18 protein-coding genes are annotated in these 16992 nt (G+C 30.4%); 7 read left to right on the plus strand and 11 right to left on the minus strand.

Annotation, left to right across the window (positions count from 1 at the left end; genetic code table 11):
- Position 1: 1 nt before the first annotated feature.
- The 7 genes from Q0881_RS10185 to kynU are packed head-to-tail and all read right to left on the minus strand — an operon-like array spanning position 2 to position 4989.
- Positions 2-697, minus strand: coding sequence for a phytanoyl-CoA dioxygenase family protein (locus tag Q0881_RS10185; protein WP_299159739.1), 696 nt, complete (start codon positions 695-697; stop codon positions 2-4).
- Between the two features lie 5 nt (positions 698-702).
- A complete protein-coding gene (locus tag Q0881_RS10190; protein WP_299159742.1) occupies positions 703-1113 on the minus strand; it encodes a RidA family protein in 411 nt (136 codons plus the stop codon).
- A 5-nt stretch (positions 1114-1118) separates the two neighbouring features.
- Positions 1119-1643, minus strand: a complete 525-nt coding sequence (locus tag Q0881_RS10195) for a DUF1697 domain-containing protein (RefSeq protein ID WP_299159745.1) — start codon at positions 1641-1643, stop codon at positions 1119-1121.
- The gene (locus tag Q0881_RS10200; RefSeq protein WP_299159747.1) at positions 1643-1885 is read right to left on the minus strand and encodes a hypothetical protein; all 243 of its coding nucleotides are present in this window, start codon (positions 1883-1885) and stop codon (positions 1643-1645) included. The genes Q0881_RS10195 and Q0881_RS10200 overlap by 1 nt, the downstream gene beginning before the upstream one ends.
- Positions 1886-1891: 6 nt before the next feature.
- Complete coding sequence (locus Q0881_RS10205; RefSeq protein WP_299159749.1) at positions 1892-3289, minus strand: NAD(P)/FAD-dependent oxidoreductase; 1398 nt, start codon at positions 3287-3289, stop codon at positions 1892-1894.
- Between the two features lie 9 nt (positions 3290-3298).
- On the minus strand, positions 3299-3733 hold the full coding sequence (locus Q0881_RS10210) for an SRPBCC domain-containing protein (protein WP_299159751.1): 435 nt from the start codon (positions 3731-3733) through the stop codon (positions 3299-3301).
- Positions 3730-4989: a kynureninase gene (gene kynU / locus Q0881_RS10215; protein WP_299159753.1), complete on the minus strand. Its 1260-nt coding sequence runs from the start codon at positions 4987-4989 to the stop codon at positions 3730-3732. The genes Q0881_RS10210 and kynU overlap by 4 nt, the downstream gene beginning before the upstream one ends.
- A gap of 152 nt (positions 4990-5141) precedes the next feature.
- On the opposite strand from kynU, the gene Q0881_RS10220 reads away from it, so the two are divergent.
- Positions 5142-5915, plus strand: coding sequence for an IclR family transcriptional regulator (locus Q0881_RS10220; RefSeq protein ID WP_299159755.1), 774 nt, complete (start codon positions 5142-5144; stop codon positions 5913-5915).
- A 52-nt stretch (positions 5916-5967) separates the two neighbouring features.
- On the opposite strand, the gene serA is transcribed toward Q0881_RS10220, so the two are convergent.
- Together serA and Q0881_RS10230 are read right to left on the minus strand one after the other, a co-directional pair.
- Positions 5968-7860 (minus strand): phosphoglycerate dehydrogenase, encoded by a 1893-nt coding sequence (gene serA, locus Q0881_RS10225; protein WP_299159757.1) that lies wholly within the window; start codon positions 7858-7860, stop codon positions 5968-5970.
- 144 nt (positions 7861-8004) lie between these two features.
- Positions 8005-8817, minus strand: a complete 813-nt coding sequence (locus Q0881_RS10230; RefSeq protein ID WP_299159759.1) for a hypothetical protein — start codon at positions 8815-8817, stop codon at positions 8005-8007.
- Positions 8818-8947: 130 nt separating this feature from the next.
- Here Q0881_RS10230 and gcvP point away from each other — a divergent pair, with 130 nt between their 5' ends.
- The 3 genes from gcvP (at position 8948) to Q0881_RS10245 (ending at position 12645) form a co-directional block, all read left to right on the plus strand.
- On the plus strand, positions 8948-11803 hold the full coding sequence (gene gcvP, locus Q0881_RS10235; RefSeq protein WP_299159761.1) for an aminomethyl-transferring glycine dehydrogenase: 2856 nt from the start codon (positions 8948-8950) through the stop codon (positions 11801-11803).
- 88 nt (positions 11804-11891) lie between these two features.
- Positions 11892-12251 carry a hypothetical protein gene (locus tag Q0881_RS10240; RefSeq protein ID WP_299159764.1) on the plus strand — a complete coding sequence of 120 codons (360 nt, stop codon included), beginning with the start codon at positions 11892-11894 and terminating at the stop codon, positions 12249-12251.
- A 7-nt stretch (positions 12252-12258) separates the two neighbouring features.
- Entirely contained in the window at positions 12259-12645 is a 387-nt protein-coding gene (locus tag Q0881_RS10245) for a YchJ family metal-binding protein (RefSeq protein ID WP_299159766.1), read from the plus strand.
- 3 nt (positions 12646-12648) lie between these two features.
- Here the strand turns inward: Q0881_RS10245 and yaaA are convergent, their stop codons facing one another.
- Positions 12649-13407: a peroxide stress protein YaaA gene (gene yaaA / locus Q0881_RS10250; RefSeq protein WP_299159768.1), complete on the minus strand. Its 759-nt coding sequence runs from the start codon at positions 13405-13407 to the stop codon at positions 12649-12651.
- A 99-nt stretch (positions 13408-13506) separates the two neighbouring features.
- Entirely contained in the window at positions 13507-14283 is a 777-nt protein-coding gene (locus tag Q0881_RS10255) for an MBL fold metallo-hydrolase (RefSeq protein WP_299159770.1), read from the minus strand.
- A gap of 81 nt (positions 14284-14364) precedes the next feature.
- On the opposite strand from Q0881_RS10255, the gene Q0881_RS10260 reads away from it, so the two are divergent.
- The 3 genes from Q0881_RS10260 to Q0881_RS10270 are packed head-to-tail and all read left to right on the plus strand — an operon-like array spanning position 14365 to position 16991.
- Positions 14365-15810 (plus strand): TonB-dependent receptor, encoded by a 1446-nt coding sequence (locus Q0881_RS10260; protein ID WP_299159772.1) that lies wholly within the window; start codon positions 14365-14367, stop codon positions 15808-15810.
- A 59-nt stretch (positions 15811-15869) separates the two neighbouring features.
- Positions 15870-16415: an RNA polymerase sigma factor gene (locus Q0881_RS10265; protein ID WP_299159775.1), complete on the plus strand. Its 546-nt coding sequence runs from the start codon at positions 15870-15872 to the stop codon at positions 16413-16415.
- Positions 16416-16448: 33 nt separating this feature from the next.
- Positions 16449-16991, plus strand: coding sequence for a hypothetical protein (locus tag Q0881_RS10270; protein ID WP_299159777.1), 543 nt, complete (start codon positions 16449-16451; stop codon positions 16989-16991).
- Position 16992: the final 1 nt, after the last annotated feature.

The raw sequence follows: 16992 nt of genomic DNA on the forward strand, positions 1-16992 counted from the left end.
TTTAACTTATTGTCTTTTTTTCCAACCACACCATTGGAATTTCTTGGTTACAAAACTCTAAATGAATTACTCTTCTATCTTTTTCTGAGATAGATTTTGATGATGCGTGCATTAATAGAGGTTTCATTAACATAACTCCTCCTGCATTCACTTTACACAATTTTTCTTTTCCTAAAAAGTCTTTATCAAATTTTTCATGTACTCTAATAATTCCTTTTTTATGAGATTTTGGAATCACTCTTAACGCTCCATTAGTTTCATTGGTTTCGTCCAAATGTATTCTAAAAGTAACTGTGTTTTCTAAAATTTCTTTTGGTGGAATAACTCCCAACTGTCCTTTCTTATTTGTCCAATTCGTATATGTTTCTACCTCTATTTTATTTTTAACACTTATACTCAAATCTTGATGATGACTTACAAACCAATTTGACTTTGCTGGCTTGTTAAAAAATATTGCTTTCGACAAAAAATAATCTTCGCTACAAACTAATTTATATAACTTTCTAAAATTTTCATTCTGAAAAACCAACTCTTGTACTTCGGGTATTTTATTTACCAGTTGTCTAATTGCATAACTTTTTTCTGAATTTTCAATCAAACTAATTAACCTCAACAACTCTTCATTACTAAACACTGGTTTAGTAATTGAATAACCTCTACTGATTAATTCTTCTATATTTTGATTGAATTCCTCCATATTTATTATTGCTTTTTATAAGCTACTACCTTTATCTCTATCAATAAATGTGGATGTGGCAATTGATGCACCGCAACTGTTGTACGTGTAGGTCCATTATAATCGAAATATTCTGCATACACTTCGTTGTAACCTCCAAAATCATTCATATTTACTAAAAAAGAACCTACATCAACGATATTTTCTAAATCAGCTCCTACCTCTTGTAATATCCCTCTAATGTTTTCAATTACAGCTTTTGTTTGCTTCCTTATATCTAGGTTTGTTGTTCCAAATTCATCTACCTCAACTCCTTCAAAAGAATTATCTGGTCTCCTAGAACTTGTACCCGATACGTATATAAAATCTCCTACTACTTTTACATGTGGAAACTTCCCTCTTGGTATTGCTTTTCCTTTGATTACTTTGCTATCCATCTTCCTTATTCGTTTGTTGCCATTTCTAGCAACTTTATTGTTGTTTTATAATTTCTTGTTGTAGCTATTACATCTAATTTATTTTCAAAAACATTGTTAGTCAATTTTGTTTTTCCAAAACCTGAAGGACAATGTAAATACACTACATCTCTATCTATTTTATATTGATCTTCTTTTATTCCCTTTACCTCAATTTTTACTTCTTTTGAAACTTTATCTAAAAATGTAAACGCTACTATTTTATCATTTTCTATTGAAAAAGGATATGCTTTAATTGCCTCTTTCCATTCTTTTGGACTTCTTGCTAATACTGGTACATCATATCCATATTTTTCATGTATACCTATTCTTATCTTTTTACAAATTTTTTCTTTCGTTTCTGTTGATTCTAAAACTATATTTCCACTTTGTATATACGTTTGTACGTTTCGAAAACCTAATTCTTTTAGTATTTCACGTAATTCTGCCATTGGAAGCTTATTTTTCCCTGATACATTTATTCCACGCAATAAAACAATATATGTTTTCATTATTTTTCTCTCAATTTTATTTCTTCTTTTATTTTCTTTATGCTAGCATACTGGAGAAAAATAATTGTTAACAAACCAAATGCTATAGGCATTAAGGTTATAAAAACAACTTTATTTTCTTTTGTTAATAAACCATATACTGTAACTCCTAATAAAAGTATTAACGTTATAAGCATGGCTTTGCTTACTAACTTGAGTACTTTTATTTGCCTATTAAGTTCTTCTATTGATTTATTTTTCATTTTCAATTAATTTAACCCAGCGATCTTATCTTCCTCTAAAATCTCATTTGTTTCTTCTTGCACTTTTTTAAGTACTTGATTTAAATCTGTAATTTCATTTAAATCATTATGCGCTACCATATTTAACAACGCTTTATCTTGCGCTCTCCCTTTTTTCATTGCTTCTGCGTATGGTATATTTTCATTAAAAGTTACCATCGAGTACTTAGAAAAATATTCATTTGGAAATGTCTTTTCTAAATCCATTTCTAACATACGTTTTTTCTTAAATAATGGATTAGCAACATGATCTCTCATTTCGTAATAATTATCTATTGCTAAATCTGCTATTGCATCAGTATCTGTTTTTCTAACTTTCTGATATTCTTTAAACACTTCTTCCCAGTTTCCTGTACAAGTATCTAAAATAGTATCAAAAACAGTTACATCTTCAAAAGAAGCATTCATTCCTTGTCCATAAAACGGAACAATTGCATGTGCCGCATCCCCCATTAAAATGGTTTTATTTTGATAATGCCATGGTGAGCATTTTACCGTTCCTAAAGCTCCTGTTGGATTGTTAAAAAACTCATCTTTTATACTTGGTATTAACTTTAAGGCATCTGGAAATTCCTTTTCAAAAAACTCTGTAATTTTTTCTTCTGTTGTTAAATTGTTAAAATTATATTCACCTTCATCATAACTTAAAAATAAGGTTACTGTAAAACTTCCATCTAAATTTGGGAGTGCTATTAGCATATATTTTCCTCGTGGCCAAATATGTAAATGATCTTTACTTATTTGATGATTCCCTAAAGCATCTGCTGGAATCTCTAATTCCTTATACCCATGTGTTAAATAGTTTTGCGAATAACTAAATAAAAACTTTCTTTCTAAGTAATAACTTTTTCGCAATATAGAACCTGCTCCATCTGTTCCAAAAACAACATCTGCATCTATTGAAAACTCTTCTTTTGTTTTATAATCTTTAAAATGAACTACTGTATTTTCTATATCTACTGAGGTACATTTTTTATTAAAATGTATCGTTACATTTTCATGCTTTTCTGCTTCGGTCAATAAGATACCGTTTAAGTCTCCTCTTGAAATTGAGTTTATATATTCTCCCTCTCTTCCTGAATAATTTGAAGCAAATGTATTTCCTTCCGTATCATGTATTAAACGGCCATACATTGGAATACAAATTTCACGTGCTTTCTCTTCCACTCCGGCTAAACGTAACGCCTTAAATCCTCTATCTGACAATGCTAAATTAATTGATCGTCCTGCCGATATGTCTGTTGTACGTAAATCTGATCGACTTTCATACATTGCTACTTTATATCCTCTTTGCGCCAAACGCAATGCTAATAATGAACCACATAATCCTGCCCCAACAATTACTATCTTATCTTTTTTATTCATAAAACTGAATTAATTCATTTTTCCATTTCTCAAATTCACACCTGTATACAAATATGCTTTTAATGAGCATAAAAAATCTGTCCAACCTTGTGTTTGTTGCATTACTTTTTTTATTCCTTCTTCATTATTTTCGTAGCTTTTTTCTATAATATTAACTTCTGTTATATTCTCCTCTTTACTACTAAATTCCATCTCCACTTCTGTTGCTACTTGATTTCCTTTCCAACCAAAAACAATTCTTTTATTTTTCTCTACAGATACTACAGTTACTATACATTCTGCACAAAAGTCTTTCCATTCCCATTTTACTTTTGTTTCCTCTATTAAATTAGCACTTGCCTCAGAAACAAAATATTTTGAGATTTTATCTTTATCAATTATTGCATTAAAAACCTCTTCTACATTTCTTCTTACAATGTCTTTTACGTGAACTTCTAAACTCATAATAAATTCTTTAAAATTTCTACCATTCTAAATACATCTTCAAAGCTATTATACATTGGTACTGGTGCACATCGAATAACATCTGGCTCTCTCCAATCGGTAATTATATTATTCTCTGTTAATTTTTTATGCAAACTTTTGTCTGCATTTTTAACCTGAATTGACAACTGACATCCTCTTTCTTTTGGATTGGATGGTGTAATAATTTTAATCCTATCTGTATCTAATTGATTAATTAAGAACTCAAAATAACCTGTTAATTTTTCCGATTTTTCTCTTAATGCTTCCATTCCAACCTTATTAAACATATCTAAAGATGCTCTAATTGCTGCCATAGATAATATTGGAGGGTTAGATAGCTGCCACCCTTCTGCTCCTTCCATTACATCAAATGGTTGACGCATATTAAATCGAGTTTCTTTATTATGATTCCACCAACCTGCAAAACGAGGTAATTCTTTATTATTTGCATGTTTTTCATGCACAAACAAGCCTCCTAAACTTCCTGGACCTGAATTTAAATATTTATAAGTACACCATGCAGCAAAATCTACTCCCGAATTATGTAGTTCTGGTGAAATATTACCAGCTCCATGTGCCAAATCTATTCCTACAAAACAGTTCTTTGCATGACCTATTTCTGCTATGCGTTTTAAATCTAAATATTGACCTGTATAGTAATTTACTCCTCCTATTAATAGCAATGCTATTTCATCTCCTTGTTCAGAAACAATTTGTTCTAAATCTTCAATATTTAATAATTCTTCTCCTTCTCTTGGTTTCCATTCTATTAATCCCTCTTCAACATCATAACCATGAAATTTTAATTGTGATTGTACTGCATATCTATCTGATGGAAATGCATCACTTTCTATAACTATTTTATATTTCTTTTTTGTTGGTTGATAAAAAGATACCATTAACAAATGAAGGTTTGTAGTTAACGTATTCATAACTACAACTTCTAATAGCTTTGCCCCAACAATTTTAGACATACTCTCTGTTAAAAACTCATGATATGGCAACCAAGGATTCTGAGCTTCAAAATGTCCTTCTACTCCATATTTTGCCCAATCATCTAACTCTTGTTGAATATATTTTTGAGTAGATTTTGGTTGTAATCCCAAAGAGTTACCTGTAAAATATAACCAGTCATTTCCACTTTTATCTTTTGGTATATGGAATTGATCTCTTAGGTAAGCTAATTTATCTTTTTTATCTTGCTCTTGTGCGTAATCAAGTGATGCTTTATACATGTATCTTTTTATTTCAAAAAAACCTTTCTTAGAAACACTAAAGATAATCGATTTACAAGTAAATTAAAAACTAAAGCGTTTCATTTAATGAAACGGTGTTTTATAAATTTACACTTTTTTATTACATTAGCAAAAATGATTTTCTAAAAAACATGGTTGATAACAAAAATTTAAACCAATCTATTATAAAAGCTTTTATTCTTTTAGACGCTTTTACTAATGATAAAAAAGAATGGGGTGTTCGTGAGTTAGCGAATAAAACTGGCTATAATAAAAGCACAGTATATAGGCTTCTAAGTACTTTGGTTTCTTTAAATGTCATTCATCAAAATGAAAACGAAAAATACCGCTTAGGAAGTAAACTTTTTGAACTTGGTAATCGTGTTTCTTTATACCAATCATTAATTACAGTTACTAATCAACCTATAAAAAATGTTGCTTTAGAAATTCAAGAAACTGTCTTACTGGGTGCTTTAAAAGAGCAGCAAGTTTTTTACCTCAATAAAGCCGACAGCTTACAAGGCTTAAAAATTAGCACCTCTATTGGTTCTTACCAACCAATTCATGCTACTGCTTCTGGGAAATTACTTTTAGCTTTTTCTTCAGTTAACACGCAAGAAAATTATTTAAAAAACAACTCCCTAACTGCTTTCACCCAAAATACAATTACAAAAAAAAACGAATTAAAAAGTAAATTACAGATTATTAAAAATCAAAAATATGCTTTAGATTTAGAAGAATTCGAATTAGGCTTAATTTGCATAGCCATCCCAATCTTTAATAAAAAAGGAAACGCTATAGCTAGCATTAGTGCTTCAGGTCCTTCTAGTAGATTTAGACTTGAAAATGTACAGAATTACATTTCTATTTTACAAAAAGGAGCTCATTCAATTGAAAACTCTTTGCAAGATTTTGATTCTTTATAAAAAAAGCCTTGCGAAACTTCACAAGGCTTTTCATTTAAAATAATTTTGTTTTTTAATATAGCACTCTAAATTTAATAGTACCGTCTACTTTACGAAGTTTTGCTATCACTTCTTCATTATATTCTTTGTCTACATCAGTAATAACATATCCTACTTTAGAATCTGTAGATAAATATTGCCCTGTAATATTTAACTCATATTTTGCTAATACTTTATTAATTTTTGCCATTATCCCAGGAACATTCTTGTGAATATGCAAAAATCGGTGTGCATTTGTTTGCCGTGGCAATCTAATATTCGGAAAGTTAACTGCATCTACAGTATTTCCTGAATTAATATATGCCATAATTTTACTAGGTACAAAATCAGCAATATCTCTTTGTGCCTCTTCTGTACTCCCTCCAACATGAGGTGTTAAAATTACATTATCTAAACCTTTTAATTCTGTAAAGAAATCACCATTTTTTCTTGGCTCTTCTGGATACACATCTACAGCTGCTCCTGATAATTTACCCGATTTTAATGCCTCCACTAAAGCCTCAATATCAACAACAAAACCTCTAGAAAGATTCACTAAATGAGCTCCATCTTTCATTTGAGCTATCTCTTCTTTTCCAATATAATTTTTATTCGCTGCATTATCATCTATATGCAATGTAATTACATCGGAAATATTTAATAATTCTTTTAACGTATTAATTCTTGTTGCATTTCCTAAAGCTAGTTTATCTTCAACATCGTAATAATACACATCCATACCTAAAGCTTCTGCTAAAACAGATAATTGCTTCCCGATATTTCCATACCCAACAATCCCAAGTTTTTTTCCACGAACCTCTCTTGAACCCTGAGCTGTTTTATTCCATTCCCCATTATGCAATTCTGTACTACGCTGAAAAACACTACGCATTAACATTATAATTTCTCCTATAGCTAATTCAACTACCGAACGTGTATTACTATACGGTGCGTTAAAAACTACGATTCCATTTTCTTTACAAGCTTCTAAATCAATTTGCTTAGTTCCAATGCAAAACGCAGAAACAACCATTAATTTTTCAGCAGCTTCAATCACCCGTTTTGTAACCTGAGTTTTTGAACGAATACCTAGTACATGAACATCCTGTAACTTCTCAATTAATTCATCTTCTGATAAACTTCTTGACACTGTTTCAACTGTAAAACCATCTCCTGATAATTTTGTGAAAGCATCTGGATGTACATTCTCTAGTAATAGAATTTTAATTCTATTTTTTGGATATGATATGTTTCTTGGCAATTTATTTACGTATAAAAACTCATCTAAATTTGGCGTTACATGATCAGCATTCGCTACTGTCTTATCTCTAGACACATTTTCAGTATAAGCAAAAAACTTATCTGCAACTCCTGCTTCTTTCGTTACCGCATCACTATAGCCATCTCCAATTACCTGAATTTCTCCTTCTAAATTCAGTTTTTGTAAACACTCTATTTTACCATTGTGTTTTGACAAAGAATTCTCTTTATCAAACCCAACAATATTCTCATTTTCATCAAACTGAAAAGTATTTGCAAAAACTCTTTCCGACGGAATGTTATATGCCGCTACTATTGGATCTATAAACTCTTTAAACCCTGCTGATATTACATAAATATCATCAGAAAAACTTTCAAAAAATTCTTTATTTCTTTCTATTGAAGAAGAAACATGCTTTTTTAACTCTTTTATTAATACCGATAAATCAGATTTATTAGCGTTCAATAATTGAATACGTTTTTCTAAAGATTGAGGAAAAGAAATTTCACCATCAATTCCCTGATTGGTAATCTCCATTATTTCCTGAATGATTTCATTCTTCTTCGGGTTCCCCACTAATGTGATTTCAGCTAAAACATCTAATGCTTCTACTCTTGTTAGAGTGCTATCGAAATCGAAAACAAAACTTCGTTTTACTAAGTTCATGTTACTAATTTTTACTCTTTTGTTATTGTTGTGTTGTTAAGTCAACGAATGTACAAATGATTGGTAAAAAAAGTATCACAAAATAATAACATTCTCTTATTCAACTATTATTCCTTTTAAAAATGAAGCCAATTCTTTAAAAAACTAAAAAACAGAAAGAAAAACTAACCAAATAACAGGAATAGCTTCCACTATAAAAGAACTATAGTATTTAGACTGGTTTTCCTTTGCCCATACTAACAATACAAAAAGCATAAAAATTATTAGGAAAAAGCTTTTTCTAAAAATAGAATTTCCTGTTATTAAAAACTCCAATAACAAGCATATAACTAACAATACTATTCCTAGTTTTTTTGTGTTTTTTACACCTATTTTTCTTGGGATAGTTTGTAATGAAATTGCATCATATTTTACATCTCTAATATCAAAAGGTAAAATTAAAACGACTACCAATAAAAATCGTTGTACTGAGATTAAACCTACAATATTTGAAAATTCAATCTGAGCATCAAAAACTGGAAGAAACACTGTTGCTCCCATCCAAACTAGAGCCACAACTATAATTTTTAAATACCCTACACTTCTCAAGTTTTTCTGAAAACCACTTAAAAAAGGAATTGCATATAATAATGTTAAAAGTCCAAAAGGTGAAATCAACAAAAGGGTCCTTATAGAAAGTTGCCATGCATAATAACACAACAATATAAAACACAGTAAAGAAAAAACCTGAATCACCTTTAAATACGTCGTTAAACTTCTGTGATGCAATTTTGCAACGCCTGCATATTTCACAAAATTATACCCCGTAATTGTCCCATAAAACATAAAATAATCGAGAGGTTCGTTATAAGATAAATTAAAATATAATTCGGTAATTCTAACAAAAGCATATACCGCTAATGCTACATGAATACTAGAATTAATATAAAAATCGAGTATAATTTTAAAATACTTCATTACACAAAAATAACTTTTCTGTTTACAACCCTAACATTTGGTTAATAAAATATCGTTTTTAACAAAAAATATACATCCAAAAATCATACAATTTCACTATTTTTGAGCCACTTAAAAAACAACAACACAAATGAACACTAATTCATTTCAATTAAGACATATTGGTCCTCGTAAAAAAGACCATCAACAAATGCTTTCATCTATTGGTGTAGAAAGTTTAGATCAACTAATTTATGAAACTATTCCTGACGATATTCGTTTAAAAAACGAATTAGATTTAGATCCTGCAATGAGTGAATATGAATATTTAAATCATGTTAACGAATTAGGTGCTAAAAACAAAGTTTTTAAAAGTTATATTGGTTTAGGATATCATGAAGCAATTGTTCCTAGTGTTATTCAACGAAATATTTTAGAAAACCCAGGATGGTATACTGCCTATACTCCTTACCAAGCTGAAATTGCACAAGGTCGTTTAGAAGCGCTATTAAATTATCAAACTATGGTTTGTGATTTAACAGGTATGGAATTAGCGAACGCTTCTTTATTAGATGAAGGAACTGCTGCTGCTGAAGCTATGGCTTTATTATTTGATGTTCGTGAACGTTCTCAGAAAAAAGCAGGTGTAAATAAATTCTTTATTTCTGAAGAAATTTTACCTCAAACATTATCAGTATTACAAACTCGTGCTATTCCTATTGGAATTGAATTAGTTATTGGAAACCATGAGGATTTTGATTTTTCTGAAGAGTTCTTTGGAGCTATAGTTCAGTACCCTGGAAAACACGGACAAGTTTATGATTACACAACATTTGTTGCTAATTGTAACGCAAACAATATAAAAGTAGCGGTAGCTGCTGATATTTTATCTTTAATAAAACTAAAAGCTCCTGCTGAATTTGGTGCTGATGTTGTTGTAGGTACAACACAACGTTTTGGAATTCCATTAGGCTATGGTGGACCACACGCTGGTTATTTTGCTACTAAAGAAGCATATAAAAGAAGTATACCAGGTCGTATTATTGGAGTAACTAAAGACATTGATGGTGGACGTGCTTTACGTATGGCATTACAAACTCGTGAACAACATATTAAACGTGAAAAAGCAACTTCAAATATTTGTACAGCTCAGGTTTTATTAGCTGTTATGGCTGGTATGTATGCTGTTTACCACGGAAAAGATGGTTTACAATATATTGCTAACAAAGTACATGCTGCTGCTAATACAGTAGCTACAGCATTAGAAAGCTTAGGTTTCAAACAAAAAAACAGTTCATATTTCGATACTCTTTTAATTGAGGTTGAAGCTAATAAATTACGTTCTGTTGCTGAAAAAAATGGAGTTAACTTCAATTATATTGATAATAACCATGTTTCTATTTCAATAAATGAAACTGTTAGTTTAAAAGAAATAAATGCAATTGTTGACTGTTTTGAGCAAGCTTTTAATGTTCAAGATATTACTGTTTCGGAATTTACTTCTTTAGATGTTATTCCTGCAGGTATTCAAAGAAATACATCTTTCTTAGACAACGATGTATTTAACACGTATCAATCAGAAACTGAAATGATGCGCTATATTAAAAAATTAGAACGTAAAGATTTAGCATTAAATCACTCTATGATTTCTTTAGGATCATGTACAATGAAACTGAATGCTGCTTCTGAGATGTTACCGTTAAGTAATCCTCAATGGGGTAATATTCATCCATTTGTTCCAATAGATCAAGCACAAGGATACCAAGAGGTTTTAACTAATTTAGAAAATCAATTAAATGTAATTACTGGTTTCGCTGGTACTTCTTTACAACCTAATTCTGGCGCTCAAGGTGAGTTTGCTGGTTTAATGGTTATTCGTGCTTACCACGAATCTAATGAAGACACCCACAGAAACATTTGTTTAATTCCTGCATCAGCTCACGGAACAAATCCTGCATCAGCAGTTATGGCTGGTATGAAAGTGGTTGTTACCAAAACTGATGAAAGAGGAAATATCGATGTAGAAGATTTACGCGCAAAAGCGGAGAAACATAAAGACAATCTTGCTGCTTTAATGGTTACATATCCTTCTACTCATGGAGTGTATGAAAAAGCTATTAAAGAGATCACTCAAATTATTCACGATAATGGAGGGCAGGTTTATATGGATGGCGCTAATATGAACGCCCAAGTAGGGTTAACAAATCCAGCTACCATTGGTGCAGATGTTTGTCACTTAAACTTACATAAAACTTTTGCCATTCCTCATGGTGGGGGTGGACCTGGTGTTGGACCAATTTGTGTTGCTCCTCAACTAGTACCATTTTTACCAACAAACCCAATTATTGCTACTGGAGGCGACAATGCTATTACTGCTATTTCAGCTGCTCCTTGGGGATCTGCCTTAGCTTGTTTAATATCTTATGGATATATTACAATGTTGGGTGCTGACGGTTTAACAAATTCAACTAAAAATGCCATTTTAAATGCCAACTATATGAAAGAGCGTTTAAGTGGACATTTTAGCACTTTATATACAGGAGAAATGAATCGTGCTGCGCATGAAATGATTTTAGACTGTCGTGAGTTTAAACAAAATGGTGTTGAAGTTGTTGATATTGCAAAACGTTTAATGGACTATGGTTTCCATGCTCCTACTGTATCTTTTCCAGTTGCAGGAACTATTATGGTAGAGCCTACCGAAAGTGAAAATGTATCTGAATTAGATCGTTTTTGTGATGCACTAATAGCTATTCGTAAAGAAATTAGCGAAGCTGTAAAAGATGACAATAATAATGTCTTAAAAAATGCACCACATACTCAGGAAATGTTAACTGCTGATGAATGGGATTTACCATACTCTCGTAAACAAGCAGCTTTCCCTTTAGAGTATATTGCTGATAATAAATTTTGGCCTTCAGTTCGTCGTGTAGACGATGCTTTTGGTGATAGAAACTTAATTTGCTCATGTAATCCTATTGAAGATTATATGGAAGCTGATGTTTAAAACATAAAATTGACAAATAAAAAACCTTGCCTTTGGTGAGGTTTTTTTATTTTAATAAAATAGCTGTAATTTATATTTATTTAGAAAAATGATTATTAAAGATTTAATTGGAAACTATAATATTATAGGAAATAACCAAGACGCTGAAAGCAATACCTACAAAGGAATTCTTTCTTTAACCCTTGACATTAATAATAGAATTATAGCTAAGTGGACAATTAATAAAGATCAAGAACAAAACGGTACTGGATTTTATAAAGACAATATTTTAGTAATTAATTTTAATTACATAGGCACGGATAAAAATAAATACAAAGGAGTTGTTGTATACAAATGTATTTCTAAAGATATTTTAGATGGTTTCTGGTCAGAGAAGCATGGAAACCCTTTATATCTTGGAGAAGAACGTTGTTTTAGAATTAAAGAATCCGGTGAACTATTAAACTAAACATATTATGAAATGCCCTTGCAACCCTTACATAGATTATAAATTATGTTGCGAAAGAATACATAAAGATATTCATTTAGCAAATACTTCTGAACAATTAATGCGATCGAGATATAGTGCTTTTGTATTAGCTAATATTAATTATTTACAAAAGAGTCACCATAGTAAAACACGTCCATCTAATCGAGAGAAAAAAGAAATCTTAGCATGGTCTAGATCAGTTACATGGGTAAAAATAGATGTTTTAAACAGCTCTCTAGGAAATTCTACAGATTCAACAGGTACAGTAGAATTTAAAGCTTTTTTTATTGAAAATGGCAAGATGGAAGTCATTCATGAAAACTCTAAATTTCTTAGAGAAAATAATCATTGGGTTTATTTTAAAGCTAATTAAAATTTACCTTGTAAAAACTAATTCAGTTTCTGTTGACATTTCATCAGAAAACCCATAACCACTTACATCAAAACCTTTAAGTTCTTCTATACTTTTTATATCATTTTCAATAATATAACGCACCATTAAACCTCTAGCCTTTTTAGCAAAAGTCATAATAGTTTTATACTGTCCATTCTTAAAATCCTTAAAAACAGGAGTTATCATAGGTACTTTTAATGTTTTTTTAGGCAACGCTTTAAAATACTCTGAACTAGCTAAGTTAATGAGCAACTCTCCTTCTTCTAATTCATCGTTCAAAGAATTCGCCAATGTATCTCCCCAAAACTTATATAAATTCTCTGTTCTCCCTACCTTCAGTCTAGTTCCCATTTCTAAACGATAAGGCTGAATTAAATCTAATGGTTTCAACAAACCATAAAGACCTGATAATATTCTTAAGTTATTTTGTAAGCTTGGTATTTTATCTTCTTCTAAAGTTTGCACATCTATTCCTCTAAAAACCTCTCCTGTAAATGCATAGATTGCTTGCTTAGCATTATCTAGAGTAAACGGTGGTAACCATTCTTGATTTCTATCATAATTTAAACTAGCTAAATCATTAGAGATCTTCATTAAATCTGCTATTTTTTTTCTTGATAATGTTTTTAGCTTTTTATTTAATTTTACAGATTGCTCTATAAATCTAGGTTCTGTAAACAAATTTGTATTCGCTTTATTTTCGAAATCTAGCGACTTTGCTGGAGATATAATAATTTTCATGTAACAGATTGTTTTTTGTAAAAATAAAAAGCAATTTCAAAAACCTCAATTACTTTCTGTAATTTATTTTAATAATACTATTGAAAAATATGATACTTGCTAAATAACAAGTCCATCATAAGACAAAAACACATTTTCAGGCAACTCTTTTTCTACTTCAGCATGCAACCCTAACAACTCGCTAATATGAGTTAAATATGCTTTTTTAGGTTTTATATCATCTATAAAAAGCAATGCTTCTTCAAGATTAAAATGTGTTGCATGCACCTCTCTTCTTAACCCCGTAACGATTAACACATCTAAATCTTTTAATTTTTCTTTTTCTTCTTCTGTAATTGTTTTAATATCCGTTACATAAGCAATATCATTAAAACGATATCCTAAAATAGGCAAACGACCGTGCATTACTTCTACAGGTGTAACTTTTACTTCATTCAAAAAAAAGCTTTCATTATGAGAAATAGTTGTTGTTGAAACCTTCGGAGCACTTGGATAACGATTTTCAGTTGCGAATATATAATCATATCTTTTTTTCAAGACTCCAAAAACTCTTTCTGATGCATATAAAGGCACCTCTCCCATTTGAAAACAATAGGGCCTAATTTCGTCTAAACCAGCAATATGATCGGCATGTTCGTGCGTAAATAAAATTCCATTTATAGACATAACTTCTTCTCTCATCATTTGTTGACGAAAATCAGGTCCACAATCAATTACATAATTAATATCATCCCAAGAAATTAGTATTGAAGATCTTAACCTTCTATCTCTAGGATCTTTTGAAAAGGCTACTGGATGCTTACTTGTTAGCATAGGAACTCCAGTAGATGTTCCTGTACCTAAAAAAGTTATTTTTAATTGCTTTTTTTTCTCCATTATTATCACAAAAATACGACAAAAATTGTCTGATAAATCCTATTTTCAGTACATTTGTTATACGTAACAAAAAATAATAGAATGGCAATTACGCTAAAAGGAGATCAGAAAATAAGTACAGTACCAACGACTACAACAAAAGCTTTAAAAATTAACTTAAATGCTCATATTTATGGAACATTTGCGGAAATTGGAGCTGGTCAAGAAACTGTTCGTAATTTTTTTAGAGCCGGTGGTGCTTCGGGAACTATTGCAAAAGCAATGAGTGCATATGATAAAGATTTTTCTGATGCTATTTATGGTATAGAAGAAGATAGTAGATATGTTACTGAACCTCGATTAAAGAAAATGCTAAAGCATGAAATGGATTTAATTGAAGATCGTCTTGATCGTCAAAAGCATCCTGATAAATTATTTTTTAGTTATGCAAACACCGTTGCAACTATAAATTTCTCGAAAAAATTTAAAGGCCATGGTTGGATCGGTATCCGTTTTCAGTTAGATCCATTAGAAGATTATAACGAAATTATTTTACACCTACGTTTTAAAGAAACAGATGCTCGTCAACAACAAGAAACACTGGGTATTTTAGGTGTTAATTTAGTGTATGGTGCCTATTATTTAAATGACAATCCTAAAGATTTACTAAAATCTTTTTATGATAATATAGACAGTGATCGTTTAGAAATTGACATGATTAATTTCTCTGGACCTCGTTTTATGTATGTTGACAACCGTTTAATGAGCTTACAATTAGTTAAAAACGGAATGACAAATGCAGTAATGTTCGGTCCTGATGGAAACAACTTACTACCTGCTCAAGTACTTTACAAAAAGAATATTTTAGCGCTTCGTGGTAGTTACCGTCCTGTTACCAAGGTAAACATGGATATGTTTGAAAGATCTAAACAATTATTTTTAGCAGAGAAAAAAGTAAATCCTGAGAAAACACAAATTATTTTCGAAATAACATTAAGTAATCTTCGTGCTGAAGGTGAAATTAATGAACGTGATTTCTTAGACAGAGCAGAATTACTGTGTGCTTTAGGGCAAAATGTAATGATTACTAACTACCAAGAATACTTTAAATTGGTTGAATACTTTAGTGAGTTTACTAAGGAAAGAATGGGATTAGCCATGGGTGTTTACAATCTTATTCAAATATTCGACGAAAAATATTATCGTGACTTAAGTGGTGGTATTTTAGAAGCTTTTGGTAAACTATTTTATCGAGATTTAAAAGTTTATATGTTCCCTTACAAAGATGAAGAAACTGGTGAATATATTACTAGCGATAACTTAAAAGTGCATCCTCGAATGAAAGAATTGTATAAATTCTTTAAAAACAATGGGAAGCTAAAAGATATTGAGAACTTCGATCCTGAAATTTTGCATATTTTTTCTAGAAAAGTATTGCAGATGATTAAAGATGACGAAGAAGGATGGGAAGAAATGCTACCTGAAGGAGTTTCTGAAACTATTAAAGAAAAACGTTTATTTGGTTGCTCTAGAAAACGCAAAAAATAATTTTATTATCTTTTTAAACCTTTTATTATCTTTAAAGTCTAACAGCTAAACAAATTTAGTTGACCGACGAAATTACACTTATAGAACAGTTACAAGATCTTAAAACAAGAGAAGTAGCTTTTAAACATTTAATATCGCAATACAAAGAGCGATTATATTGGCATATAAGAAAAATTGTAATTAGTCATGACGATGCAGACGATGTATTACAGAATACATTCATTAAAATTTTTAAAAACATTAATAATTTTAAAAGAGATAGTAAGCTGTACTCTTGGATGTATAGAATAGCCACGAATGAGTCTATCACCTTTATTAATAAAAAAGCTAAAGAGAAAAATATAGACATTACCGATTATCAACATCAATTAGTTTCTAATTTAGATAGCGATAATTGGTTTTCTGGAGATGAAATTCAACTTATTTTGCAAAAAGCTATTGCAACGCTTCCTCAAAAACAACAACTTGTTTTTAATATGAAGTATTTTGATGAGATGAAATACAATCAAATTTCTGAAGTTCTAGAAACATCTGTTGGTGCCTTAAAAGCATCTTATCACATTGCGGTAAAAAAAATAGAACAGTTTATTAAAAACTATAATTAAACCTTTTGTAAAAAATAAGGTCTTAGAAGTGAGATGGATAAAGAATTAAAAAATAACATAGATTTTATAAACCAAAAAGTTGGTAAGAAAACTGGATTCTCTATTCCTAATAATTATTTTGAAGATATAGAAGAAGGTCTTTTAAGTTCTATTAAAACAGAAAGCTTTACCAAAAAGAATAGCTTCAAAGTTCCTGGTAATTATTTTAATGAAATAGAAGATGATATTTTTGCTAAAATAAGTAACCCCCAACCTAAAGAAGTTAAAATTATTTCTCTGCGTAAAAGATTTCTACAAATGGTTCCTGTTGCTGCAGCTGCTTCAATATTGCTATTCATAGGTTTAAATTATTTTAATACTGATAACGGTAGTACTTATACTATAGATGATATCACTGAAGCCGATATTACAGCTTGGTACGAAAATGGATATGGTGATACTGATGATGATGAATTTGCTATAGCTTTAAATACAATCGATTTAGATAGCGATGCTTTTAGCGATATTAGCAATGATAATTTAGAAGAATATTTGGACGGCATAGACAGCTCTACATACTTAAACGAAATACAGTAAC

The organism is uncultured Tenacibaculum sp. (genome assembly GCF_947494125.1).
In the GTDB taxonomy this organism is placed as follows: domain Bacteria; phylum Bacteroidota; class Bacteroidia; order Flavobacteriales; family Flavobacteriaceae; genus Polaribacter.

What these genes read in the sequence shown, in the direction of transcription:
- Q0881_RS10185 (WP_299159739.1), bottom strand. Translation starts at nt 697, where the DNA reads ATGGAGGAATTCAATCAAAATATAGAAGAATTAATCAGTAGAGGTTAT.
- Q0881_RS10190 (WP_299159742.1), bottom strand. Translation starts at nt 1,113, where the DNA reads ATGGATAGCAAAGTAATCAAAGGAAAAGCAATACCAAGAGGGAAGTTT.
- Q0881_RS10195 (WP_299159745.1), bottom strand. Translation starts at nt 1,643, where the DNA reads ATGAAAACATATATTGTTTTATTGCGTGGAATAAATGTATCAGGGAAA.
- Q0881_RS10200 (WP_299159747.1), bottom strand. Translation starts at nt 1,885, where the DNA reads ATGAAAAATAAATCAATAGAAGAACTTAATAGGCAAATAAAAGTACTC.
- Q0881_RS10205 (WP_299159749.1), bottom strand. Translation starts at nt 3,289, where the DNA reads ATGAATAAAAAAGATAAGATAGTAATTGTTGGGGCAGGATTATGTGGT.
- Q0881_RS10210 (WP_299159751.1), bottom strand. Translation starts at nt 3,733, where the DNA reads ATGAGTTTAGAAGTTCACGTAAAAGACATTGTAAGAAGAAATGTAGAA.
- kynU (WP_299159753.1), bottom strand. Translation starts at nt 4,989, where the DNA reads ATGTATAAAGCATCACTTGATTACGCACAAGAGCAAGATAAAAAAGAT.
- Q0881_RS10220 (WP_299159755.1), top strand. Translation starts at nt 5,142, where the DNA reads ATGGTTGATAACAAAAATTTAAACCAATCTATTATAAAAGCTTTTATT.
- serA (WP_299159757.1), bottom strand. Translation starts at nt 7,860, where the DNA reads ATGAACTTAGTAAAACGAAGTTTTGTTTTCGATTTCGATAGCACTCTA.
- Q0881_RS10230 (WP_299159759.1), bottom strand. Translation starts at nt 8,817, where the DNA reads ATGAAGTATTTTAAAATTATACTCGATTTTTATATTAATTCTAGTATT.
- gcvP (WP_299159761.1), top strand. Translation starts at nt 8,948, where the DNA reads ATGAACACTAATTCATTTCAATTAAGACATATTGGTCCTCGTAAAAAA.
- Q0881_RS10240 (WP_299159764.1), top strand. Translation starts at nt 11,892, where the DNA reads ATGATTATTAAAGATTTAATTGGAAACTATAATATTATAGGAAATAAC.
- Q0881_RS10245 (WP_299159766.1), top strand. Translation starts at nt 12,259, where the DNA reads ATGAAATGCCCTTGCAACCCTTACATAGATTATAAATTATGTTGCGAA.
- yaaA (WP_299159768.1), bottom strand. Translation starts at nt 13,407, where the DNA reads ATGAAAATTATTATATCTCCAGCAAAGTCGCTAGATTTCGAAAATAAA.
- Q0881_RS10255 (WP_299159770.1), bottom strand. Translation starts at nt 14,283, where the DNA reads ATGGAGAAAAAAAAGCAATTAAAAATAACTTTTTTAGGTACAGGAACA.
- Q0881_RS10260 (WP_299159772.1), top strand. Translation starts at nt 14,365, where the DNA reads ATGGCAATTACGCTAAAAGGAGATCAGAAAATAAGTACAGTACCAACG.
- Q0881_RS10270 (WP_299159777.1), top strand. Translation starts at nt 16,449, where the DNA reads ATGGATAAAGAATTAAAAAATAACATAGATTTTATAAACCAAAAAGTT.